The organism is Streptomyces sp. B21-083 (assembly GCF_036898825.1).
Taxonomy (GTDB): domain Bacteria; phylum Actinomycetota; class Actinomycetes; order Streptomycetales; family Streptomycetaceae; genus Streptomyces.
The window spans coordinates 2,567,584-2,588,689 of the sequence record NZ_JARUND010000002.1; the positions used below are offsets into that span (position 1 = coordinate 2,567,584).

Annotated in this window: 19 protein-coding genes and 1 pseudogene; 10 read left to right on the forward strand and 10 right to left on the reverse strand. The window is 71.3% G+C overall.

Features of this window, described 5'->3' with window-relative positions; all coding sequences use genetic code 11:
- Positions 1–123: 123 nt before the first annotated feature.
- The 4 genes from QA861_RS35490 to QA861_RS35505 form a co-directional block, all read right to left on the reverse strand.
- Positions 124–807 (reverse strand): response regulator, encoded by a 684-nt coding sequence (locus QA861_RS35490; RefSeq protein WP_334592813.1) that lies wholly within the window; start codon positions 805–807, stop codon positions 124–126.
- Between the two features lie 73 nt (positions 808–880).
- Positions 881–2,137 carry a sensor histidine kinase gene (locus QA861_RS35495; RefSeq protein WP_334592814.1) on the reverse strand — a complete coding sequence of 419 codons (1,257 nt, stop codon included), beginning with the start codon at positions 2,135–2,137 and terminating at the stop codon, positions 881–883.
- A 111-nt stretch (positions 2,138–2,248) separates the two neighbouring features.
- Positions 2,249–2,527: a PspA-associated protein PspAA gene (gene pspAA / locus QA861_RS35500; RefSeq protein WP_334592816.1), complete on the reverse strand. Its 279-nt coding sequence runs from the start codon at positions 2,525–2,527 to the stop codon at positions 2,249–2,251.
- Between the two features lie 75 nt (positions 2,528–2,602).
- Positions 2,603–3,400, reverse strand: a complete 798-nt coding sequence (locus QA861_RS35505) for a PspA/IM30 family protein (protein WP_334594949.1) — start codon at positions 3,398–3,400, stop codon at positions 2,603–2,605.
- A gap of 223 nt (positions 3,401–3,623) precedes the next feature.
- Between QA861_RS35505 and QA861_RS35510 the strand changes: the two genes are divergently transcribed.
- Positions 3,624–4,250 (forward strand): DUF3043 domain-containing protein, encoded by a 627-nt coding sequence (locus QA861_RS35510; protein WP_334592817.1) that lies wholly within the window; start codon positions 3,624–3,626, stop codon positions 4,248–4,250.
- Between the two features lie 83 nt (positions 4,251–4,333).
- Positions 4,334–5,035, forward strand: coding sequence for a class I SAM-dependent methyltransferase (locus tag QA861_RS35515; protein ID WP_334592818.1), 702 nt, complete (start codon positions 4,334–4,336; stop codon positions 5,033–5,035).
- Positions 5,036–5,146: 111 nt separating this feature from the next.
- Here QA861_RS35515 and QA861_RS35520 read toward each other — a convergent pair whose 3' ends face one another.
- The gene (locus tag QA861_RS35520) at positions 5,147–5,362 is read right to left on the reverse strand and encodes a hypothetical protein (RefSeq protein ID WP_006378171.1); all 216 of its coding nucleotides are present in this window, start codon (positions 5,360–5,362) and stop codon (positions 5,147–5,149) included.
- 113 nt (positions 5,363–5,475) lie between these two features.
- Between QA861_RS35520 and QA861_RS35525 the strand changes: the two genes are divergently transcribed.
- Positions 5,476–6,675, forward strand: a complete 1,200-nt coding sequence (locus tag QA861_RS35525; protein ID WP_334592820.1) for a bifunctional adenosylcobinamide kinase/adenosylcobinamide-phosphate guanylyltransferase — start codon at positions 5,476–5,478, stop codon at positions 6,673–6,675.
- Positions 6,676–6,860: 185 nt separating this feature from the next.
- Here the strand turns inward: QA861_RS35525 and QA861_RS35530 are convergent, their stop codons facing one another.
- Positions 6,861–7,838: a class I SAM-dependent methyltransferase gene (locus QA861_RS35530; RefSeq protein WP_334592821.1), complete on the reverse strand. Its 978-nt coding sequence runs from the start codon at positions 7,836–7,838 to the stop codon at positions 6,861–6,863.
- Between the two features lie 158 nt (positions 7,839–7,996).
- On the opposite strand from QA861_RS35530, the gene cobT reads away from it, so the two are divergent.
- On the forward strand, positions 7,997–9,088 hold the full coding sequence (gene cobT / locus QA861_RS35535) for a nicotinate-nucleotide--dimethylbenzimidazole phosphoribosyltransferase (RefSeq protein WP_334592822.1): 1,092 nt from the start codon (positions 7,997–7,999) through the stop codon (positions 9,086–9,088).
- Between the two features lie 55 nt (positions 9,089–9,143).
- Positions 9,144–10,913 (forward strand): phosphatidylglycerol lysyltransferase domain-containing protein, encoded by a 1,770-nt coding sequence (locus QA861_RS35540; RefSeq protein WP_334592823.1) that lies wholly within the window; start codon positions 9,144–9,146, stop codon positions 10,911–10,913.
- A 674-nt stretch (positions 10,914–11,587) separates the two neighbouring features.
- On the opposite strand, the gene QA861_RS35550 is transcribed toward QA861_RS35540, so the two are convergent.
- Positions 11,588–12,355, reverse strand: coding sequence for a hypothetical protein (locus QA861_RS35550; RefSeq protein WP_334592824.1), 768 nt, complete (start codon positions 12,353–12,355; stop codon positions 11,588–11,590).
- Positions 12,356–12,444: 89 nt separating this feature from the next.
- Between QA861_RS35550 and QA861_RS35555 the strand changes: the two genes are divergently transcribed.
- A complete protein-coding gene (locus QA861_RS35555) occupies positions 12,445–13,257 on the forward strand; it encodes an adenosylcobinamide-GDP ribazoletransferase (RefSeq protein ID WP_334592825.1) in 813 nt (270 codons plus the stop codon).
- 23 nt (positions 13,258–13,280) lie between these two features.
- Here the strand turns inward: QA861_RS35555 and QA861_RS35560 are convergent, their stop codons facing one another.
- The 3 genes and pseudogenes from QA861_RS35560 to QA861_RS35570 all read right to left on the reverse strand — a co-directional run.
- Positions 13,281–13,931, reverse strand: a complete 651-nt coding sequence (locus tag QA861_RS35560; protein WP_334592826.1) for a spherulation-specific family 4 protein — start codon at positions 13,929–13,931, stop codon at positions 13,281–13,283.
- Positions 13,932–13,968: 37 nt separating this feature from the next.
- Positions 13,969–14,340, reverse strand: a complete 372-nt coding sequence (locus QA861_RS35565; RefSeq protein WP_334595063.1) for a hypothetical protein — start codon at positions 14,338–14,340, stop codon at positions 13,969–13,971.
- Positions 14,322–14,549 (reverse strand): annotated as a pseudogene (locus QA861_RS35570) (hypothetical protein); the annotation flags it as partial. The gene QA861_RS35565 and the pseudogene QA861_RS35570, both read right to left, overlap by 19 nt.
- A gap of 285 nt (positions 14,550–14,834) precedes the next feature.
- Here QA861_RS35570 and QA861_RS35575 point away from each other — a divergent pair.
- The 4 genes from QA861_RS35575 (at position 14,835) to QA861_RS35590 (ending at position 20,858) form a co-directional block, all read left to right on the forward strand.
- Complete coding sequence (locus QA861_RS35575; RefSeq protein WP_334592827.1) at positions 14,835–16,364, forward strand: leucyl aminopeptidase; 1,530 nt, start codon at positions 14,835–14,837, stop codon at positions 16,362–16,364.
- A 339-nt stretch (positions 16,365–16,703) separates the two neighbouring features.
- Positions 16,704–18,092 carry a dihydrolipoyl dehydrogenase gene (gene lpdA, locus QA861_RS35580; protein WP_334592828.1) on the forward strand — a complete coding sequence of 463 codons (1,389 nt, stop codon included), beginning with the start codon at positions 16,704–16,706 and terminating at the stop codon, positions 18,090–18,092.
- Positions 18,093–18,151: 59 nt separating this feature from the next.
- A complete protein-coding gene (sucB, locus tag QA861_RS35585; RefSeq protein WP_334592830.1) occupies positions 18,152–19,996 on the forward strand; it encodes a 2-oxoglutarate dehydrogenase, E2 component, dihydrolipoamide succinyltransferase in 1,845 nt (614 codons plus the stop codon).
- Positions 19,997–20,234: 238 nt separating this feature from the next.
- The gene (locus tag QA861_RS35590; RefSeq protein ID WP_334592831.1) at positions 20,235–20,858 is read left to right on the forward strand and encodes a GntR family transcriptional regulator; all 624 of its coding nucleotides are present in this window, start codon (positions 20,235–20,237) and stop codon (positions 20,856–20,858) included.
- Positions 20,859–21,106 lie beyond the last annotated feature (248 nt).

The following is a 21,106-nucleotide window of genomic DNA, read 5'->3' on the forward strand; positions in this document are numbered from 1 at the left end:
GGCATGTCACCCATATGAGCGCCCGCCCCTACACCCTGGGCCATGGAACACCCCCGTTCCCTAGCCCCCAGGTCCCGTTTCCTTACCCGGTCCCTACTCCGACCGCAGTACGCCCCGTGGAACTCACTCCACCCTCGGACGTACCAGTCCCGACTCGTAGGCGATGACGACAAGTTGTGCCCTGTCCCGGGCACCCAGCTTCGCCATGGCCCGGTTGACGTGCGTCTTCACCGTCAGCGGGCTGACCTCGAGGCGCTCCGCGATCTCGTCGTTGGAGTGTCCGCCGGCGACCTGCACCAGCACCTCCCGCTCCCGCCCGGTCAGCGCGTCCAGCCGGTCGGCGCGGGCGGGGTCCCGGCCGTCGTCCAGCACGTCGCCCTGCGCGAGGAACTGGGCGATCAGCCCCTTGGTGGCGGCCGGCGACAGCAGCGCCTCGCCCCCGGCGGCGACCCGGATCGCGTTGAGGAGTTCGTCCGGCTCGGCGCCCTTGCCGAGGAACCCGGACGCGCCCGCGCGCAGCGACTGCACCACGTACTCGTCGACCTCGAACGTCGTCAGCATCACCACCCGCACCTGCGCGAGCCCCGGATCCGCGCTGATCAGCCGGGTCGCGGCCAGTCCGTCGGTGCCCGGCATCCGGATGTCCATCAGCACGACGTCAGCGCGCTGCTCGCGCGCGAGGCGCACCGCCTCCGCCCCGTCGGACGCCTCCCCGACCACCTCCATGTCGGCCTCCGAGTCCACGAGCACGCGGAAGGCGCTGCGCAGCAGTGCCTGGTCGTCGGCGAGCAGGACACGGATCGTCATGGGCGGTCGTCCTCGTTGAGTCGGCGGATCGTCGTGCGGCCGTTCACAGCTGCCCGCATGTGCCTTCGGCTGCCTACATGTGCGCGGTTCTGTGTACGGGGCCGACCGCGCCGTCCGTGGCGCGTGGGCTGCTCTTCACCGGCAGGATCGCATGTACGCGGAAGCCGCCTCCGTATCGGGGACCGGTGGTGCAGTCGCCGCCGACCGCGGTGACCCGCTCCCGCATCCCGAGCAGCCCGTGTCCGCCGCCCTCCTCCGGAGCGTCCTGGGCCGCGCCCCGCCCAGGCCCGTTGTCCAGCACGGTGATCTCGATGTTCGGCCCCACCCGTACGACGCTGACCTCGGCCTTCGCCTCCGGTCCCGCGTGTTTCTGTACGTTCGTCAGGGCTTCCTGGATCACCCGGTACGCGGCCAGGTCGATGGCCGCGGGGAGGGCGGTGTCCTGGTCGGCGCGGGCGACCTCGACCCGGAGTCCGGCGTTGTGGAAGGTGCCGACCAGCTCGTCGAGCCGGTGCAGACCGGGGGCGGGTTCGGTGGGCGCCGCCGGGTCCCCGGACTGGCGCAGCAGGCCGACGGTCGCGCGCAGCTCGTTCAGCGCCGAGCGGCTGGCCTCCCGTACGTGGGCGAGTGCCTCCTTTGCCTGGTCGGGGCGCTTGTCCATGACGTGCGCGGCGACTCCGGCCTGGACGTTGACGAGGGCGATGTGGTGGGCGACCACGTCGTGCAGGTCACGGGCGATGCGCAGCCGCTCCTCGGCGACGCGGCGGCGGGCCTCCTCCTCGCGGGTGCGTTCGGCTCGCTCGGCGCGCTCCCTTATGGCGTCGACGAAGGCGCGGCGGCTGCGTACAGCGTCACCGGCGGTCGCGGCCATGCCGGTCCAGGCGAAGATGCCGAGGTTTTCCTGCGCGTACCAGGGCAGGGGGCCGGCCAGCATCGCGGAACCGGTGAGGACGGTCATCGTGAGGACGCCGACACGCCAGCTGGTGACGCGGTCGGTGGTCGACGCGACGGTGTAGAGGGCGATCACCGCGGACATCGCGACGGGGGCGCGGGGGTCGGCGGTGACCGACTCGACGAGGGAGGCGGTGGCCGTGAACGCGAGCACCTTCATGGGGGCGCGGCGGCGGAGAACGAGGGCCGCGGCGCCGAGCACCATGAGGACCAGGCTGAGCAGGTCGGGGGTGCGGGCGGTCCAGCCGCCTCGGTGCGGGCCGTGGGGGTCGACGAACGAGGCACCCAGCATGCAGAAGAGGACGGCTGCGGCGAGGGCGACGTCCAGCGCGAGGGGGTGTGCTTTTAGTCGGCACCGGGCGCGCTCGAGGGTCGTCACGTCTGTCAAGGTAGCCCCCCGGTGTGCGTTGCTGGGGGCTGCGCCCCCAGGCCCCCGCTACGGCCCTGAACGGGCCTTGTCCTCAAACGCCGGACGGGCTGAAGATGCGACTCACCCTGGGATCAGCCCGTCGTCGCTCAACAGTTCCCGGACCTCCTCCAGCGTCGCGTCCGGGGACGGGAGGATCAGTTCCGAGGGTTCCAGGGAGTCGTCGGGCAGGGGGTCGCCCAGTTCGCGCACCTTGGCCAGGAGGGAATGGAGGGTGCGGCGGAAGCCGGGGCCGTCGCCGATCTCCATTTCCGCCAGGAGCACCTCGTCCAGCTTGTTCAGTTCGGTGAGGTGGCTGTCCGCCAGCCTCACCTGGCCCTCCCCCATGATCCGTACGATCATGTCGCCCTCCTCAGGCGTGGCCTACTGTTGCGGGTCACCGCTGTGGGTCACCGCGCTGTGGTTACCGCGCTGTGGTCACTGCTTGTCGAAACGCGGGGCGTCCTTCGGCTGCTGCTGTGACTGCTGCTGACCCGCGCCGCCCTCGATGGCCTGCTGCCCCGACGACGAACCTCCGGCCAGCTCCGCCTTCATGCGCTGCAGTTCCAGCTCCACATCCGTACCACCGGAGAGGCGGTCCAGCTCGGCCTGGATGTCGTCCTTCGCCATGCCCGTGGGGTCGTCGAGGGCGCCCGAGGCGAGCAGCTCGTCGATCGCGCCGGCCCGCGCCTGGAGCTGTTGTGTCTTGTCCTCGGCGCGCTGGATCGCCAGGCCCACGTCGCCCATCTCCTCGGAGATGCCGGTGAACGCCTCGCCGATCCGGGTCTGGGCCTGGGCGGCGGTGTACGTCGCCTTGATCGTCTCCTTCTTGGTGCGGAAGGCATCGACCTTGGCCTGGAGGCGCTGCGCCGCGAGGGTGAGCTTCTCCTCCTCGCCCTGGAGGGTCTGGTGCTGTGTGTCCAGATCCGTCACCTGCTGCTGGAGGGCGGCGCGACGCGAGAGCGCCTCGCGGGCCAGGTCCTCACGGCCCAGCGCGAGCGCCTTGCGGCCCTGGTCCTCCAGGGTGGCGGACTGCTTGTTCAGCTGGGCGAGCTGCAGTTCCAGGCGCTTGCGGCTGGTCGCCACGTCGGCGACTCCGCGGCGCACCTTCTGGAGCAGCTCCAGCTGTTTCTGGTACGAGTAATCGAGGGTTTCGCGCGGGTCCTCGGCCCGGTCAAGGGCCTTGTTCGCCTTCGCGCGGAAGATCATCCCCATACGCTTCATGACACCGCTCATGGGCTTCGCGCGCCCCCTTCTGACGGACTCCAGTTCCAGCACCTGCAACAGGACCAACAGTACGGGCCCTGCCTCCATTACCGCACTGTTCCGGGCCCGATGCGCTCATCCCCAAGGACGACTGCGATCTGTCCCACTCCGGCGTAGGGAGTAGGTGACCCCCTACTGCCTGTCTCTACAGACGACCGGTGTTGCCGGATCGTTCCCCACTGGGCTGGGGTCCATGCCCCGATACCCCTTACCCTTGGGTTTTGTGTTCCGTAGCCGTGCCAAGGAAGAGAAGGCCCCCGCCGACAAGGCGCTGGTGACCGACTCCAAAGCGACCCGTGACCCGCAGGCGCCGAAGGGCAGGCCCACTCCCAAGCGGAGTCAGGCCCAGTCCCAGCGCCGCAGCGTGGCCAGTACTCCGACGACGCGTAAGGAGGGGGCCAAGCGACAGCGTGACGAGCGCCGTTCCGCCATGGAGCGACAGCGTCAGGCGCTCGCCAGTGGGGACGAGCGTTATCTTCCCGCTCGCGACAAGGGCCCGGTGCGCCGTTTCGCGCGCGATTTCGTGGACTCGCGCTTCTGTGTCGCCGAGTTCTTCCTGCCGATGGCCGTGATCATCCTCGTACTGAGCATGGTGCGGGTCGGTGCCCTGCAGAGCATCGCGCTGCTGCTGTGGCTCTTCGTGATCGTGCTGATCATCGTCGACTCGGTCTTCATCGCGTTCCGGATGAAGAAGCAGCTGGCCGCGCGTTATCCGAACGAGCGGACGAAGGGCGCGGTCGCCTACGCGCTGATGCGCTCCCTCCAGATGCGTCGCCTCCGGCTGCCGAAGCCGCAGGTCAAGCGCGGAGAGCGGCCCTGAGCACTACGTCGTTCTCCGGGGGTGCGGCGGATGCCTGGCTGGACAAGCTGGGCGGGCTGCGGAATGTCGTACGGCAGGAACTGGTGGCCCGGCAGCTCGACGAGCAGATAGCCGGGCGGTTCCCGGTCGGGCAGCGGCTGCGGGTGCTCGACGTCGGTATGGGCCAGGGCACGCAGGCGCTGCGGCTGGCCCGGGCCGGCCATCACGTCACCGGTGTCGAGAAGGACCCGAGGATGCTCGACGCGGCGCGTGAGGCTCTCGCCGCCGAGCCCGAGGGCATCCGTGAGCGCGTCCGGCTCATGGAGAGCGACGGGCGCGACACGGGGGTGCACTTCCTGCCGGGCAGCTTCGATGTCGTGCTCTGTCATGGCGTACTGATGTACGTCGAACTGCCGGACGCGCTGCTGGCGGGGCTGGCGCGGATGCTGGCCCCGGGCGGGCTGTTGTCGCTCCTGGTGCGCAACGGCGACGCGCTGGCGATGCGGTCGGGACTCGCCGGGGACTGGGCGGGCGCGCTGGGCGCCTTCGACACCGTCTCCTACACCAACCGGCTCGGGCTCGATGTGCGCGCCGACCGGCTGTCCACCCTCACCGGCACGCTCGCGGGCATCGGGGCGCCGCTGCACGCGTGGTACGGGGTGCGGGTGTTCACGGACACCGCGTCCGATGAGGCGGAGGCCCCCGGCGATCTGGATGCCCTGCTGGCGGTGGAGGAACGGGCCGGGCGCACGGATCCTTATCGGCAGGTGGCCGCGTTGCTGCACCTCTGTGGGGTTCGGGGTTGAGCGGTTGTTGGTTTGCTGCGGGCCCGTGGGGGCTGGTCGCGCAGTTCCCCGCGCCCCTAAAACTGCTCCCCGTGTGCCCCTTAGGGGCACACGGGGAGCAGTTTTGTCCCACTACGCTTCCTGGGCCTCGCGTAGGCTCATCGGGCCGTAGATCTTTGTGGTGTCCTCGAACAGGTGCACCTGGTCCGCGCCGCCTGCGAGAAGGTCCTTCCAGTACTCACCGATCCAGGACTCGGCGTCCCCCTGCGTCGTGAACTCCTCGGGCTCCACCGCGGGCTGGACCTCCGCCCCGTCGGTCTTCTCGAACCGCCACGTCCATGCCGCCATGTACGCCTCCAAGATGTGAACCACTGCAGACCAGCGGCCGGATCTTGATCAGGCCGCTGGTCCGAGCCTAGCCGGACGCGCAAGACCAGCGGGGACACGCGAAAATCAGGTTTGTGGAACTCACTCTGCTCGGCACCGGTGCCCCCGCGGGTCTCCCCCGCCCCGACTGTGCGTGCGCGGCCTGTACCGGCGCGCTCGGCGTGAACGCGCGGGCGGCCACCGCGCTGCTCGTGGACGGCACGCTGCTGCTCGACCTCACCCCTGGCGCCGTACTGGCGGCGGCCCGCGCCGGGCACTCGCTGGGCGGCGTACGGCAGGTGCTGCTGTCGCATCCGCACGACGGGCCCGCCGTAGAGGTGCCGGCCGGCCTCCCGCAGCCCGGACGGGTGCCGGACGGGCGGGAGTTGGCGCTGCTGACCGGGCACCGGGTGCGCGCGGTGCCGATGGACGGCCCGGGTACGGGATACGCGGTGACCGGTCCGGACGGGCAGCGGCTGCTGTATCTGCCGCCGGGCGCCGCGCCGGCCGGGCTCGACGAGAACGGTCCCTCGTACGACATGGTCCTCGCGGACGTCGTCGGACGGCCGGACGCCCTGGCCCGGCTGCGGGCGGTGGGCGCGCTCGGCCCGGCCACGGATGTCGTCGCCGTTCACCTGGACCATGACGTGCCCCCGGGTGCCGAGTTGCGGCGCCGGCTCGCGGCGGCGGGCGCGCGGGCGGTGCCGGACGGTACGACGTTGACGGTCGGCGTGTACGAGGACGTACCCGACGTGCCGCGGCGGACGCTGGTGCTGGGCGGGGCCCGGTCGGGGAAGTCGGTGGAGGCCGAGCGGCGGTTGGAGGCGTTCCCGGACGTGCTGTACGTGGCCACGGGCGGGACGCGCAACGGGGACGGGGAGTGGGCGGAGCGGGTGCACGCGCATCGGGAGCGGCGGCCGGGGTCGTGGCGTACCGCCGAGACCTGTGACCTCGTACCGCTGCTGAAGGACGACGGGGCGCCGCTGCTCATCGACTGTCTGTCGCTGTGGCTGACGGACGCGATGGACCGGGTGGGGGCGTGGGACGACGCGGAGTGGGCGGGGGGCGGGGAGCGGGAGCTGCGGCGGCTGGTACGGGAGTTGACGGCGGCGGTCCGCTCGACGCGGCGGACTGTCGTCACCGTGTCGAACGAGGTGGGGTCAGGGATCGTGCCCGCCACCGCGTCCGGGCGGCGGTACCGGGACGAGCTCGGGCGGCTGAACTCGGTGTTCGGGGCGGAGTGTGAGCATGTGCTGTTGGTGGTGGCGGGGCAGGCCGTTGTGCTGCGGGGGTGAGGGGGTGTGGTTGTGGTGTGGTGTTCGGCTGCGGGCCCGTGGAGGCTGGTCGCGCAGTTCCCCGCGCCCCTGAAGGCAGGTGGGTCGTGGATGCGACCTTGTGTTCGACTGCGGGCCCGGTGGGGGCTGGTCGAGCAGTTCCCCGCGCCACTGGGAGGGGCCCCGGCCCGCACATCTGCTCTGCGCTATCTCGTCGTCTCGTTTCTTCTCGCGATGATTCGGTAGGTGTTCGCGAAGCGGGTTCTGCGGAGGACGGGGGCCAGGGTGTGGTCCAGGGCTGTGGCCAGCGTCAGGAACGGGATCGCCGCTCGGAGCAGAAGGGTGCGGCGGGCCGGGAGGGCGCGGGTGAGGGCCAGGGAGAGGGCGCCCGTCAGGTCGTACGGGATGTGGGGTTCTCGGCGGTCCGTCGCGATGATCGTGCAGTGCTGGGACTCCAGTTCCGCCACCAGGTTGGCCAGCGGCATGAGGTGGAGGTGGCGGGGCTGGGCGTACCAGGGCCACCACTTTCCCAGCAGGGTGCCGAACGCGCAGTGCGGGTCCGGGACTTCGATCAGGAGGTGGCCGCCGGGGCGCAGGGCGCTGAGGGCCGCCCGGAGTTCCTCGCGAGGATCCGGGGTGTGTTCCAGGTGATGGAACATGCTGACGACGTCGTAGCGGGCCCGCAGTCGGTTGACGATGGCCGGGTCGGTGAGGCGGCCCCGGTACGCCTCCTCGATGTGGCCTGCGGTACGGGCCTTCTGGACGAGGCGGCTGGTGTCCACGCCGTCGAAGGCCGTGTACGGGAAACAGCGCTTCGCCGCCGCCGGGAAGGCACCCTCGCCTGTCCCGACGTCGAGCCAGCTCTCCGGTTCACGGAAGGCGAGCATCGCCCGGGCCGCCGCGCGGTGCCTGCGGGGCGCGACGGGGTGGGGGGCCTCGGGCAGGTCCTGGTGGTGGAGGGCGAGGCCCTCCGCGGTGAGGCGCGGGTTCTGGAAGGCGTGGGCGCAGTCACGGCACTCGTCGACGACGAACGTGCCCGGGCCTCGCTGCCCGCGCTGCCGTAGGTCGGGCGAGCGCAGGCGGGTGCGCAGCCGCTTGGAACCGCACCAGGGGCAGTCCTCCCGGCGCGGCTCGTGGAACCCGTCGGTCTCCGGTGGGAGGGTCGCCTTCGGGGCGGGGGACATGGGCGGCTCCTGCTGAAGCGGTGCACTGCTGCGGTGCGCTGAAGCGCCGTGCGACATTACGCAACAAAACGTTACGTAGGGGATCGCCGTCCCGGGTGCAATGACATGGCTCCAACGTGACGGCGCCCTGTTCGATCGCTGCCGGTACTGTTCGGCGAATGAGCTCGCTTAATCTCGACGACTTCACCGATCTGATCGAGCGCCCCGACGGCGGTGTGCGCCGCGACGCGGAGGCGCGCCGGGAGCGCCAGATCGTGCCGCCCGGGTCGCTCGGGCGCCTCGACGACCTGGGTGAGTGGCTGGCGGCGGCACAGTCCTCGGTGCCGGTACGGCCGGTCGAACGACCGCGTGTGGTGCTGTTCGCGGGGGATCACGGGATCGCCGGGCAGGGTGTGTCGGCGCGCCCCGCCGGCAGTGCCGGGCAGTCCGTGCGGGCGATTCTGGACGGCTCCAGCCCCGTCGCCGTACTCGCGCGGCGGCTCGGGGTGCCCGTACGGGTCGTCGACATGGCCCTGGACTGCGAGCCGGACGCGCTTCCCGCCGAGGTCGCGGGGCATCGCACTCGGCGTGGCAGCGGGCGGATCGACGTCGAGGACGCGCTGACCCTGGAAGAGGCGGAGGCCGCCTTCCTGGCGGGGGTCGCCGTGGCCGACGAGGAGGCCGACTCCGGTACGGATCTGGTGGTCCTGGGCGATGTGAGCGTGGGCGGAACCACGGCCGCGTCGGTGCTGGTGGCCGCGCTGTGCGGGACGGACGCGTCCGTCGTCACCGGGCGGGGCGGGCTGCCGATCGACGACCTGGCGTGGATGCGCAAGTGCGCCGCGATCCGCGACGCGCTGCGGCGCGCCAGGCCGGTGCTCGGGGACCAGCTGCAGCTGCTGGCGACGGTGGGCGGCGCCGACCTCGCCGCGATGACCGGGTTCCTGCTGCAGAGCGCGGTACGCAAGATGCCGGTGATCCTGGACGGTGTGGTGTCGGCCGCGTGTGCCCTGGTCGGGCAGCGGGTCGCCTTCCGGGCGCCGGACTGGTGGCTCGCCGGACACAGCAGCGGGGAGCCGGCCCAGGCGAAGGCCCTGGACCGGATGGCACTGGAGCCACTGCTCGACCACGGCGTGACCGTCGGCGAGGGAGCCGGGGCGCTGCTGGCCCTCCCCCTGGTCCAGGCCGCGGCGGCACTGGCCGCGGAGCTGCCGGAGAAGCCTGAGCAGCCGGAAAAGCCCGAGGAGCCCGAGGAGCCCGAGGCCGTCTGACCATCGGCGGGCATATGGGGCATGTCGCATTACATGCCCCATAGGATCACTCTCCATGGGAGATACCCGGCTCACGCCGAACGTTCCGCGAAATGCCAGTACCACCGCCTCGCGGCGAGCCGCCGCGTTCGCCGTCTGGTATCTGCGGGTCGTCACCTTCGTCAACCTGCTCAGCGCGGTGTGGGTCTCCCTCGGCAACGACGTACGGCGGCACAACGAGGAGAACTTCTTCACCCCCTACCTGCTGACCGCCGGCTTCGCCTCCGGTGTGTTCACGATGTTCCTCGCGATCACCATGAAGCGCCGCAAACGGGCCGCCTGGATCCTGAACATCGTGATCAGCTCGCTGTTCCTGCTGCTGTTCGGGCTGGCCATGTTCTTCCCGGAGATCCGCCAGCACGCGCAGAACTGGATCTCGCTCGCCCTCACCGCCGCCTTCGTCGCCGCGCTCGTCGTGGGGCGGCGGGAGTTCTACGCCAAGGGCGACCGGGCCAACCCGCGGCTCGCCGCCGCCGTCGCGGTCGGCGGCCTGCTCGTCTGCTCCCTCCTCGCGGCGCTCCTCGTCACCGTCGCCAACGAGGCGCACGACACCCACCGTTCGACGTTCCTGGAACGCTGGGGCTACGGCGCGATGCGGCTGATCTCCGTCGCCACCGACGACTCGGGCTTCGCCGGGATCTCCACGCCCAACTGGGTCGACGTCGGCATCAACGTCATCAGTACGCTGCTGATCCTCGCCGTCTTCTACGCCGCCTTCCGCTCCCGTCGTGCCGTCGACCCGCTCACCGAGGACGACGAGGCCCGGCTGCGCGCCCTCCTGGACCGGCAGGGCGACCGCGACTCCCTCGGCTACTTCGCCCTGCGCCGCGAGAAGAGCGTCATCTGGTCCCCCACCGGCAAGGCCGCCGTCACCTACCGCGCTCTGGGCGGGGTCTCCCTGGCCGCCGGTGATCCGATCGGCGACCCGGAGGCCTGGCCCGGCGCCATCGAACCGTGGCTCGCCGAGGCCCGCGCCCACGGCTGGATCCCGGCCGTGATGGGGGCGGGCGAAGAGGCCGGCACGGTGTACGCGCGGCACGGCCTGGACGCCCTCGAACTCGGCGACGAGGCTCTCGTGGAGACCGCCGAGTTCACCTTGGACGGACGGGCCATGCGCACCGTCCGGCAGGCCTACAACCGGGTCAAGCGGGCCGGTTACACCGTGCGCATCCGGCGCCACGCCGTCATCCCGGCCGCCGAGATGACGTACCTCCTCCAGCGCGCCGACGACTGGCGGGACGGTGCCACCGAGCGCGGGTTCAGCATGGCGCTGGGGCGGCTCGGCGATCCGGCGGACGGACAGTGCGTGATGCTCGAATGCGCTGACGGCGAGGGTGAGCTGAGGGCCCTGCTCTCCTTCGTGCCCTGGGGGCCGCGCGGGTTGTCGCTCGACCTCATGCGACGCGACCGCGACTCCGACAACGGGCTGATGGAGTTCATGGTGATCGAACTTCTCCAGCGGGCGCAGGAGATCGGGATCACTCAGGTCTCACTCAACTTCGCGATGTTCCGTTCCGTCTTCGAACGTGGCGGGCGCATCGGCGCGGGGCCGGTGCTGAGGCTGTGGCGCTCGCTGCTCAGCTTCTTCTCCCGCTGGTGGCAGATCGAGTCGCTGTACCGCGCCAACGCGAAGTACCGGCCCATCTGGGAGCCCCGGTTCCTGCTCTTCGAGAAGAGCGCGGACCTGCCGCGCATCGGCATCGCCGCGGCGCGCGCGGAGGGCTTCCTGGAGGCGCCGGGACTGCCGAAGTGGGTGCACCGCAGGCACCTGGAGTCGAAGAGATGAGCACGTAGATGGACACGAACCGATGAGGGCCGGGACATGAGTACGGTCGTCCGCTGGGCCCGGTCCGAATGGGGGCCGCTGTACGTCGCCGTAAGAGGGCCCCTGCTCCGGCGGCGGTGGCGGGCGCTGCCCATGACGCTCGGTGTCGTGTGTCTGACCGCGCTCGTCCAGTTCACGCAGAACCAGTCCTGGGGTTATCGGTTCGTCCAGGACGTCGGTGCCGTCCGCGCCGAGGACCCTCTACGGCTCGCTCTTCTGCGCACCCCGCTCTCCCTCTTCGTGCCCGCCCCCGACCTGCCGGTCTGGGGCGCCCTCGCGCAGATCCTGCTCGTCTTCGGCCTCGCCGAGATCTGCCTCGGCTGGTGGCGCACCCTCACCATCGCCTACGTCGCCACCCTCGCCGGCACGCTCTACGCGCGCATGGGCGTCGCCGTGGGCCCGGCGGGCTTCCTGGGGCTGCCCGGCACGGACGCGCACGTCGTGGACACCGGCCCGTCGGCGGCCGTGGTGGGCCTCGCCGTGTTCCTGGGGTGGCGCTACCGGGCGTATGTGAGCGCCGGTGCGGTGATCGTCGCGATGGTGGTGGAGGTGATCCTCAAGGACAACCTCGCCGGCAAGGAGCATCTGGCGGCCATCGCCGCCGTATTCGTCCTGTGCGGGGTCTCGGCGCTGCGTCACCGGCGTACGGCGGGAGAGCCGGCCGGTTCGGGGTCGGGTTTGCCGCCGATCAGCTCCTCGATACGGCGTCGGGGTCCGGCCCAGCGACGGTCGTGGCGGTACGCGCGCAGGGTGGAGCGGGAACGGGCGCGCGGTCGGCGGACGTAGAAGCGCTTCGCCCAGGGGGAGCCGGGGCGGGCCAGGCGGATGGCGCCGAGGAGCGCGACGAAGGGGACGATCACACCGAAGATCGCCGTGCGGGCCTTGCCCTTGCTCAGGGCGAGGAGGGAGAAGATGAAGTTGATGCCGACGCTGAGCATGGCTTCGCCCCGGTTCTGGACGTCCTGGTCACTGAGGTCGTTCACCCCGAACGGCAGGAAGCCCAGGAGGACCAGGCCGACCAGCGCCGCCGTCAGCACCACCACCTCGACGCTCTGCCGGCCGGCCTCGCTCCAGTAGACGTCGTCCAGGTGCAGGATCAGCGCGAACTCGTCGAGCACCAGGCCGGCGCCCATCCCGAACAGCACCGCGCACAGACCCGCGCCGAACCCGTGCTGCCCGCTGGCCACGGCCCCGAAGCCGCCCACGACGGTCAGCACGACGCCGGGCACGACGTGATGGATGTGCATCCCTCCCGCCTTGACGTTCCCGAACGGTCCCTTGCCGGCGCGGATCATCCGGGTGACGACCCGGGTGATGAGGAACGTCAGCATGAAGGCGGCGAGCGCCAGGAGCAGCGGCAGCTTGCCCGGCTCGACGATGTTCCGATGCAGCCAATGACCCATGAGCGCACTTTATCCAGGTATGGACCGTCAACGGCTGTTTGTACGCCGCCGACCTGGGCAGTTGCCATCCCGCCGGGTACTCTGCGCCGGTGTCCACGCCTCCGCCCCAGCCCACGCAGTCCGACCCTCTCACCCCTCTCACCGGGCTCCGGTTCGCCTTCGGAACGCTGACCGTGCTGCCGGTCAGGGTGATCCGCTGGGACCGGGACGCGGCGCGCGGCGGCATGCTGTGGGCGCCGGTGGTGGGCCTGGTCGTCGGCGTGTGTGCCGCCGTGGTCGGGCTGGTTCTGCTGTTCCTGGGTGCCGGCGCGCTGCTCGCCGCCGTCGCCACGGCCGCCGTGCCCGCCGTCCTCACCCGGGGCCTGCATCTCGACGGTCTCGCGGACACCGCCGACGGACTCGGCAGCGGCAAACCCGCCGAGGACGCGCTGCGCGTCATGAAGCAGTCGGACATCGGCCCGTTCGGTGTACTCGCCCTCGTGTTCGTGCTGCTGACCCAGGTGGCCGCGCTCGCACAGGCGTACGGCGATTCCTGGGCCCGGGGTGCCCTCGCCGCCGTCGTCTCGGCGACCGCCGCCCGGCTGGCCCTCACCCTGGCCGCCCGTACCGGCGTGCCGCCCGCCCGGCCCGAGGGGCTGGGGGCGGCGGTGGCCGGAACGGTATCGGTCCGCTCGGCGCTGCTGGTGGCGGTCCTGGTGACGATCGTGGCGGCCGGCTTCGGCGCGGTCTTCGGAGTGTTCGACATCGTCCGTACCGCCTTCGCGGTCATCGCGGGCTGCGCCGCCGCCGAACGCCTCCTGCTGCGCTGCACGCGCCGTTTCGGCGGGGTCACCGGCGATGTCTTCGGCGCCCTCGCGGAGACGTCCGCGACGGCCGCACTGGTCGTGCTGTCGTTGCGCTGAGGGCTGCTCAGGGGCTCAGCGGCTCAGGCCACGGGCACGGCGTGGGGCAGGGTGCCCCACGGATGGTCTCCGGTGCCGGGGACCGCGCAGTGCAGGTCGGCGCCCCGCCTTCTGGCCTCCGCTGCGGGATCGGCGTCCGGCGGGACGCCGTACACGAGGTGACACAGGCGGGTCCCCGGGGTCCGCAAGGGGTGCGGGCGTTCGGTGCGGTACGTGTCCCAGGTGCCCTCGAAGGTCACGAGGACGTCGGCGATCCTGGCGTACGAGGGGTGCGGCGGGACGCCGTGGTTCAGGGCGAGGGTACGGATGCCGGTGCCCCAGGCCGCCGACGCCAGGCGCCGGTAGTGGTCGAACCGGTCCGGCCCCGAGGCGACCTGGTCGAGGAAGGCGCCGTCCGCGCCGTACCAGTCGTGGTGCCGGACCAGGTCGCGGATGACGGCGGTGACGGGCCTGCGGGCGTAGTCGGTGTCGGCGTACCCGAGCACCCGTACGCCCTCCGCGCGCAGTCGGGCGGCGATCTCGGCGAACGCCGGGTCGGGGCGGTCGCCGGCGCCGCTCGCCGGGTTCAGCACCACCCCGTACAGGCCGGGGGCGGCGGCGAGGATCGCCTCCCATTCGGCGGGGCGGACGGACGGGTGCTCGTAGTACGGGACGAGGAGACTGCTCGGGCTCATGTGGGGGTTCTTGTCCGTTCCGTTCGCGGCTGGGGGATCAGCGGTGGGCCGTCGCTCTGCCCAGCAGGCCGCCGACCAGGGCCGCCTGGACGCCGGCCGCTGTCCCGTACACGGTCAGGCCTACCCAGTGCGGGCTGCCCGCATGGGTCGCCAGGGCCAGGGTCTGGGCGAGGGCGGCGACACAGCAGATCACGGCCGCGCTGAGGATCGCGCCGAAGGACTGGAGCAGCAGCCCCGTCCACAGGACCACGCCCAGGAGAAGCAGTCCGGCCAGCCGGACGCCTCCCGCGCCCGGGGCGTCGGGCCACAGGGCGGCGGCGGTGAGGCTGAGGGCGAGGAGGGAGGCGAGGTAGGCGGTGAGGCACTTGACGAGGGTGCGGGCGGTGGTGCGCCGGAAGTCGCCGTCCATTGGATGCCGTTGTAGACCATGTCGAGCGTGAGGCCGCTGCTCCGCTGCCACTTGGCCGCGTACACCGCGTCGGCCGCCGTCATACGGATCGGTGTGGTGCCCTCGCCGTCGCCGCCCACGCAGGTGAAGTCGCCCGGGGTGCAGTTGTGTTCGGTGTCCCAGCGGCTGTCGGGCGCGAAGACGTCGTCGACGTACACGGAGAAGTAGTTCCACATATGCGGTGACAGGACCACTCACCACAATGTGACGAGTGTGACTCAGGTCATCGGAAGTGAGGGATGGGAAGTGACCGTGACGCCACTGTCAGGTGAACGCTCGCAGGAATGAGCGAAACCGGCCGCCGAGCGTAGGCTCGTGCCGGGTGTACCACCCCCGGTACCGACCGCCCCCCAGGGCCGGATTTAGGGTCGCTTGTCGGGCCTGGTCGACCCATTCCACTCGGCCACAGAGTCTCTTAAGACGGACTTTTCAGACGGAAGCGAGAATTCACCACCGTGACTGCTCTCACTCTCAGCACCGCTGCGGCGCCCGGCCTTCGGGTCGACGCGATCGTCGTCGGTGTCGCCAAGAGCGGCAAGGGCCCGGTCGTCGCACCGGGCGCCGAGGCCGTGGACAAGGCGTACGACGGCAAGCTCGCCGACGTCCTGGGGACCCTCGGCGCCTCCGGTGCCGAGGGCGAGGTGACCAAGCTGCCCGCCCCGGCCGGCTTCAAGGCACCCGTTGTCGTGGCCGTGGGCCTCGGCGCACTGCCCGCGAAGGACGAGACCTTCGGCGCCGAGTCGCTGCGCCGGGCCGCCGGTGTGGCCGCCCGTACCCTCGCCGGCGCCAAGAAGGCCGCCTTCGCCCTGCCCATCGAGGACGCGGCCGACGCCGGCGCGATCGGCGAGGGCGCGCTGCTCGGCGCGTACTCCTTCGACGCGTACAAGGAGATCGGCAGGAACGGCAAGGACGCGAAGAACGGCAAGGCGCCGCTCGCCGAGGTCACCCTGCTCGGCGGCAAGCCCCGTGACGCCGCGTTCAAGGCGGCCGTCGCGCGCGCCACCGCCGTCTCCGAGGAGCTGAACCGCGCCCGCGACCTGATCAACACCCCGCCGAACGACCTCAACCCCGAGGCCTTCGCCGCCGTCGCGCAGGCCGCGGCCGAGGAGCACGGCATCAAGGTGCGGGTGCTCGACGAGGAGGCGCTGGAGGAGGGCGGCTACGGCGGCATCCTGGGCGTCGGCGTCGGCTCCGCCGCCGGGCCCCGGCTGGTGAAGCTGACGTACACGCACGAGGCGGCGAGCAAGCACCTCGCCTTCGTCGGCAAGGGCATCACCTACGACTCGGGCGGCATCTCGCTCAAGCCCGCCGGGCACAACGAGACGATGAAGTGCGACATGAGCGGTGCGGCGGCGGTCTTCGCCGCGGTCGTCGCCGCCGCGCGGCTCGGCCTCCAGGTCAACGTCACCGGCTGGCTGGCGCTCGCCGAGAACATGCCGTCCGGCTCCGCCACCCGTCCCGGTGACGTGCTGCGCATGTACAGCGGCAAGACCGTCGAGGTCCTCAACACCGACGCCGAGGGCCGCCTCGTCCTCGCCGACGCCCTGTGGGCCGCCTCGGCGGAGAAGCCGGACGCGATCGTCGACGTGGCGACGCTGACCGGCGCGATGATGCTGGCGCTGGGCAACCGGACGTACGGGATCATGGCGAACGACGACGCGTTCCGCTCCGCGGTGCACGAGGCCGCCGAGGAGGTCGGGGAGCCGGCGTGGCCGATGCCGCTGCCGGACCACCTGAAGAAGGGGATGGAGTCCCCCACGGCCGACATCGCGAACATGGGCGAGCGGTACGGCGGCGGGCTGGTCGCGGGGCTGTTCCTGCGGGAGTTCGTGGGTGAGGGGATCACCTGGGCGCACCTGGACATCGCGGGGCCCGCGTTCAACGAGGGCGGGCCTTTCGGTTACACCCCCAAGGGTGGGACCGGGACCGCGGTTCGTACGTTGGTGCGGCTGGCTGAGCTGACCGCTGCGGGGGATCTGGGCTGACGCCCACTTCTGTGACGGGACCCCGTGGGCGGGTAGTCCGGGGTCCCGTTGCGCCCAACAGCTCGGATGCTCGTGCAATCTGGCGGGTGCGGGTCGTGGGTGGCTTGTCGCGCAGTTCCTCGCGCCCCTGGGTGGGTCGGCGCGTCCCCCTCTGAAAAGTTCTGGCACGTGTGGGGTGTCTCTCACACCGGCCCGGCGTCTCTTCCGCGTCCGACAAGTGCGAAGATGGGCTCGGCAGGACAGGGCCCCCACCACAGGGCCGAAGAAAGAGCGGCCGGACACCAGCCGCCGTCCGGTCGCTGACGACCGGCGTACGGCGCAATGCATGGAGGACGTGACGTGGCGAACGACGCCAGCACCGTTTTCGACCTAGTGATCCTCGGCGGTGGCAGTGGCGGTTACGCCGCGGCGCTGCGCGGGGCCCAGCTGGGGCTTGACGTCGCCCTGATCGAGAAGGACAAGGTCGGCGGTACCTGCCTGCACCGGGGATGTATCCCCACCAAGGCCCTGCTGCACGCGGGCGAGATCGCCGACCAGGCCCGCGAGAGCGAGCAGTTCGGCGTCAAGGCCACCTTCGAGGGCATCGACATGCCCGCGGTGCACAAGTACAAGGACGACGTCATCGCCGGCCTGTACAAGGGACTCCAGGGGCTTGTCGCCTCTCGGAAGGTCACCTACATCGAGGGTGAGGGGCGGCTCTCCTCCCCCACCTCCGTCGACGTGAACGGGCAGCGGATCCAGGGCCGCCACGTCCTGCTCGCGACCGGCTCCGTGCCGAAGTCGCTGCCGGGCCTGGAGATCGACGGCAACCGGATCATCTCCTCGGACCACGCCCTCGTCCTGGACCGGGTGCCGCAGTCGGCGATCGTCCTCGGCGGCGGCGTCATCGGCGTCGAGTTCGCCTCCGCGTGGAAGTCCTTCGGTACGGACGTCACGATCATCGAGGGCCTCAAGCACCTGGCCCCCCTTGAGGACGAGAACTCCTCCAAGCTTCTTGAGCGCGCGTTCCGCAAGCGCGGCATCAAGTTCAACCTGGGCACCTTCTTCTCGAAGGCCGAGTACACCGCGAACGGTGTCAAGGTCACCCTTGCCGACGGCAAGGAGTTCGAGGCCGAGGTGCTGCTCGTCGCCGTGGGCCGCGGCCCGGTCTCGGCCGGTCTCGGTTACGAGGAGCAGGGCGTCGCGATGGACCGCGGCTACGTCCTGGTCGACGAGTACATGCGGACGAACGTCCCGACCGTCTCCGCCGTCGGTGACCTGGTCCCGACGCTCCAGCTCGCGCACGTCGGCTTCGCCGAGGGCATCCTGGTGGCGGAGCGTCTGGCCGGTCTGAAGGCCGTCCCGATCGACTACGACGGCGTGCCCCGGGTGACGTACTGCCACCCCGAGGTCGCCTCCGTGGGTATCACCGAGGCCAAGGCCAAGGAGATCTACGGTGCGGACAAGGTCGTCGCTCTGAAGTACAGCCTCGCGGGCAACGGCAAGAGCAAGATCCTCAAGACCGCGGGCGAGATCAAGCTCGTCCAGGTCAAGGACGGTGCCGTGGTCGGCGTCCACATGGTCGGCGACCGCATGGGCGAGCAGGTCGGCGAAGCCCAGCTGATCTACAACTGGGAGGCGCTGCCGTCCGAGGTCGCGCAGCTCATCCACGCCCACCCGACGCAGAGCGAGGCGCTCGGCGAGGCCCACCTGGCCCTGGCCGGCAAACCGCTGCACGCCCACGACTGACCCTCGGTCGACGGACGACGACACAGACTTCCGCAATTTCGTAAGGAGCAACCGAAACCATGGCGGTTTCCGTAACCCTTCCGGCGCTCGGTGAGAGCGTCACCGAGGGCACTGTCACCCGGTGGCTGAAGGCCGAGGGCGAGCGCGTCGAGGCCGACGAGCCGCTGCTGGAGGTGTCGACCGACAAGGTCGACACCGAGATCCCCTCGCCCGTCTCCGGCATCCTCGCGTCCATCAAGGTCGCCGAGGACGAGACCGTTGAGGTCGGGGCCGAGCTGGCCCTCATCGACGACGGCAGCGGCGCGCCTGCTGCCGCCCCGGCTCCGGCCGCGGCGGAGGTCGCCCCTCCGGCGCCCGCCCCCGCCGCCCCGGCTCCGGCTCCGGCCGCCCAGCCGTCCACCGAGCAGGCGGCTCCGGCCCCTGCTCCCACCGCCGAGGCCGCGACCGGCGGCAGCTCCGCCGAGGGCACGGACGTCGTCCTGCCCGCGCTCGGCGAGTCCGTCACCGAGGGCACCGTCACCCGCTGGCTGAAGGCCGTCGGCGACGAGGTCGCGGAGGACGAGCCCCTGCTGGAGGTCTCCACCGACAAGGTCGACACCGAGATCCCGGCGCCCGTCGCCGGCGTCCTGCTGGAGATCGTGGTCGGCGAGGACGAGACCGCCGAGGTCGGCGCCAAGCTGGCCGTGATCGGCGCCCCGGGTGCCGCTCCGGCGGCTGCCCCGGCTCCGGCCGCCCCGGCTCCGGCTCCGGCCGCCCCGGCTCCGGCGCCCGCCGCCGCTGCCCCGGCGCCCGCTCCGGCGGCCCCTGCCGCGCCCGTCGCGCCTCCGGCCCCCGTGGCCCCGGCCGCTCCGGCCCCCGCGCCGGTTCCGGTCCAGGCCGCGGCTCCGGTCGCTCCCCCGGCGCCCGCGCCGGCCGCGCCCGCCCCGGTGGCTCCGGCCGCTCCGGCTCCCGTCGCCGCTCAGGCCACCGACGAGGGTGCGTACGTGACCCCGCTGGTGCGCAAGCTCGCCGCCGAGAACGGCGTCGACCTGGGCTCCGTCAAGGGCACCGGCGTCGGCGGTCGTATCCGTAAGCAGGACGTCCTCGCCGCCGCCGAGGCAGCGAAGGCCGCCGCGGCCGCTCCGGCGCCCGCCGCCGCCGCTGCCCCGGCAGCCAGGAAGTCGCCGGCCCTGGAGGCCTCTCCCCTCCGTGGCCAGACCATCAAGATGCCCCGCATCCGCAAGGTCATCGGCGACAACATGGTCAAGGCGCTGCACGAGCAGGCGCAGCTGTCCTCGGTCGTCGAGGTCGACATCACGCGCCTGATGAAGCTCCGCGCGCAGGCGAAGGACTCCTTCGCGGCCCGCGAGGGCGTCAAGCTCTCCCCGATGCCGTTCTTCGTGAAGGCGGCGGCCCAGGCGCTGAAGGCCCACCCGGCCGTCAACGCCCGGATCAACGTCGAAGAGGGCACGATCACCTACTTCGACACCGAGAGCGTCGGTATCGCGGTGGACTCCGAGAAGGGCCTGATGACCCCGGTCATCAAGCACGCGGGCGACCTCAACATCGCCGGTATCGCCAAGGCCACGGCCGAGCTCGCGGGCAAGGTCAGGGCCAACAAGATCACCCCGGACGAGCTGTCCGGCGCGACCTTCACCATCTCCAACACCGGCTCGCGCGGTGCGCTCTTCGACACGATCATCGTGCCGCCGAACCAGGTCGCGATCCTGGGCATCGGCGCGACGGTCAAGCGCCCGGCGGTCATCGAGACGGAGGAGGGCACGGTCATCGGCGTACGCGACATGACGTACCTGACCCTGTCCTACGACCACCGTCTGGTCGACGGCGCCGACGCGGCCCGTTACCTGACGGCCGTCAAGGCGATCCTGGAGGCGGGCGAGTTCGAGGTCGAGCTCGGCCTGTAACCAGCCAGCTGGGATGTACGTGTACGACGGTGCCCCGTCCGGAGTCTTCCGGACGGGGCACCGTCGTTCTCGCCGTAAAGCCGGGGGGCACGGGCTGTGGCGTGCGCCCGGTCCGGTCTGTAACCCTCGTCTCACGTACGTCCGCACTCGCGCCCGGAAGGCCTCTGGACAGGGACGCGGCCGTATTGTCTACAGGTCACCGCCCCTGGGGCCGAAGCCCCTCCCTCAAGGAGCCCTCATGACCGCGCCCGTCGTCCACTCGCTGCGCGAGCAGATCCGCGAGCACATCGTGGAGGGGATCGTCAGCGGGCGCTGGAAGCCGGGCGAGCGGATCGTCGAGCGCCGGATCGCGACCGAGCTGGAGGTCAGCCAGACCCCCGTACGGGAGGCGCTGCGCGAGCTGGAGTCGCTGCGGCTGATCGAGTCGGCCCCCAACAAGGGCGTACGCGTACGGAACCTGACCGCCGCCGACCTGGAGGAGAGCTACCCCGTCCGGGCCGGCCTGGAGGCCATCGCGGCGGAGCTGGCGGCGGAGAAGCTGGCGGACGACTGCTCGGCCCTCGAACCGCATGTCACCGCCCTGTACGAGGCCGACCGCGCCTCGGACGGAACCGGCCAGGTCCGGCACACGGTGGGTTTCCACCGCGAGATGGTGCGCGCGGCCGGGAACTCGGTGCTGCTGCACACCTGGGAGGGGCTGGGCATCGAGGTGTTCACGGCCCTGTCGATCCGCTGGCTCGGGACGGTGCAGCAGTCGTACGCGGAGGAGCACGAGGAGCTGGTCGCCGCGTTCCGCCGCCGGGATCCACGGATCGCCGAGCTGGTGAAGGCCCATGTGCTGGGGTGCGCGCCCCGAGCCTGACGCGACCGAGCCAACCGGACCAACCGAGCCCGCACCCGCTCACCTGCGAAAACCCCCGAATGTGAGGCACCCGGTGCCCGCCCGAAAGGCACCCCGTGCCTACTTTCTCGTGATCAAGAGGTTTTGCTCTTCAACCCTTTGATCGATCATCGATCAGCGAGTTAGAGTCGCCGACGGACCCCTACAAGGGTTCACAGCCCTGTCCTGCCAAAGACCAAGGGCACCCCCGAACCCTTACCGACGAGGGA

Excerpts from the sequence above, each read along its gene's own strand:
- QA861_RS35490 (WP_334592813.1), bottom strand. The coding sequence starts at position 807 with ATGACGATCCGTGTCCTGCTCGCCGACGACCAGGCACTGCTGCGCAGC.
- pspAA (WP_334592816.1), bottom strand. The coding sequence starts at position 2,527 with ATGATCGTACGGATCATGGGGGAGGGCCAGGTGAGGCTGGCGGACAGC.
- QA861_RS35505 (WP_334594949.1), bottom strand. The coding sequence starts at position 3,400 with ATGAGCGGTGTCATGAAGCGTATGGGGATGATCTTCCGCGCGAAGGCG.
- QA861_RS35510 (WP_334592817.1), top strand. The coding sequence starts at position 3,624 with ATGCCCCGATACCCCTTACCCTTGGGTTTTGTGTTCCGTAGCCGTGCC.
- QA861_RS35520 (WP_006378171.1), bottom strand. The coding sequence starts at position 5,362 with ATGGCGGCATGGACGTGGCGGTTCGAGAAGACCGACGGGGCGGAGGTC.
- QA861_RS35530 (WP_334592821.1), bottom strand. The coding sequence starts at position 7,838 with ATGTCCCCCGCCCCGAAGGCGACCCTCCCACCGGAGACCGACGGGTTC.
- cobT (WP_334592822.1), top strand. The coding sequence starts at position 7,997 with ATGAGCTCGCTTAATCTCGACGACTTCACCGATCTGATCGAGCGCCCC.
- QA861_RS35540 (WP_334592823.1), top strand. The coding sequence starts at position 9,144 with ATGGGAGATACCCGGCTCACGCCGAACGTTCCGCGAAATGCCAGTACC.
- QA861_RS35550 (WP_334592824.1), bottom strand. The coding sequence starts at position 12,355 with ATGGGTCATTGGCTGCATCGGAACATCGTCGAGCCGGGCAAGCTGCCG.
- QA861_RS35560 (WP_334592826.1), bottom strand. The coding sequence starts at position 13,931 with ATGAGCCCGAGCAGTCTCCTCGTCCCGTACTACGAGCACCCGTCCGTC.
- QA861_RS35565 (WP_334595063.1), bottom strand. The coding sequence starts at position 14,340 with ATGGACGGCGACTTCCGGCGCACCACCGCCCGCACCCTCGTCAAGTGC.
- sucB (WP_334592830.1), top strand. The coding sequence starts at position 18,152 with ATGGCGGTTTCCGTAACCCTTCCGGCGCTCGGTGAGAGCGTCACCGAG.
- QA861_RS35590 (WP_334592831.1), top strand. The coding sequence starts at position 20,235 with ATGACCGCGCCCGTCGTCCACTCGCTGCGCGAGCAGATCCGCGAGCAC.